1 protein-coding gene is annotated in these 952 nt (G+C 58.9%); it reads left to right on the top strand.

The window, feature by feature from the left end; translation table 11 throughout:
- Window positions 1-181: 181 nt before the first annotated feature.
- Window positions 182-916: an SDR family NAD(P)-dependent oxidoreductase gene (locus tag HU811_RS27025; protein ID WP_092398697.1), complete on the top strand. Its 735-nt coding sequence runs from the start codon at window positions 182-184 to the stop codon at window positions 914-916.
- Window positions 917-952 lie beyond the last annotated feature (36 nt).

Here is a 952-nt window from a genome sequence, read left to right as displayed (position 1 = left end):
GCATTCGCGAGCAAGCCCGCTCCCACACTAGCTAGTGTGGTGATCAAACAATTGATTACATCAGGTATCAACTCAAATACCAGACCCCCTATTTATCAACCTTTGACGCATCAATACCCTGATCCCAACCACCGCCAACATCGGCGCAACGGTTTCAATTCAATTGATCAGGAGTCCCATCATGAACCTCAACAAAACCGTCATCATCACCGGCGCTTCCAGCGGCATCGGCCTGGGTCTGGTCCAGGCGTTCCTGGATCGCGGCTATAACGTGGTGGGCAATGCCCGCTCCCAGTCCGGCCTGGACAGCGCCGCGCAACAGCTCGGCCATCCGGCGAATTTCCTTGGCGTGGCCGGTGACATTGCTGACCCGGCCACTTCAACCACACTTATAGCCAAGGCCATCGAGGTCTTCGGCGCCGTTGACGGACTGGTAAACAACGCAGGTTTCTTCCTGCCAAAACCCTTCATCGAATACAGCCCCCAGGACCTGGAAGCGCTGCTGGACACCAACCTCAAGGGGCTGGTCTACGCCAGCCAGGCGGCTGCCGCGCACATGATCGGGCGCCAGCAAGGCTTCATCATCAACATTTCGGCCGCCGTGGCCCTGCAACCGAACATCCAGGTGCCGGCGGCGCTGCCGGTATTGATCAAAGGCGGGGTCAACCAGATGACCCGCGCCCTGGCGCTGGAACTATCGCCTCACAACATCAAGGTCAACGCGGTTGCACCGGGCATCATTGACACGCCTATGCATGACCCGGCCCATCGTGAGTTTCTCAATAACCTGGCCCCGGCCGGTCGTGTGGGCACCATCAAGGAAATCGCCGAAGCGGTGCTGTACCTGGCAGGCGCTGATTTCACGACCGGCGCGATTTTGCCGGTGGACGGTGGGATGAGCACGGGCAAGTGGTGAAAAAGAAAAACCCCGCAGGCAGAACCTGCGGGGTTT

Source organism: Pseudomonas tehranensis (assembly GCF_014268615.1).
Lineage (GTDB): Bacteria > Pseudomonadota > Gammaproteobacteria > Pseudomonadales > Pseudomonadaceae > Aquipseudomonas > Aquipseudomonas tehranensis.
Note: the sequence above shows the minus strand (reverse complement) of the source record. Positions and strands in the feature narration are given on the sequence as shown.

What these genes read in the sequence shown, in the direction of transcription:
- HU811_RS27025 (WP_092398697.1), top strand. Translation starts at nt 182, where the DNA reads ATGAACCTCAACAAAACCGTCATCATCACCGGCGCTTCCAGCGGCATC.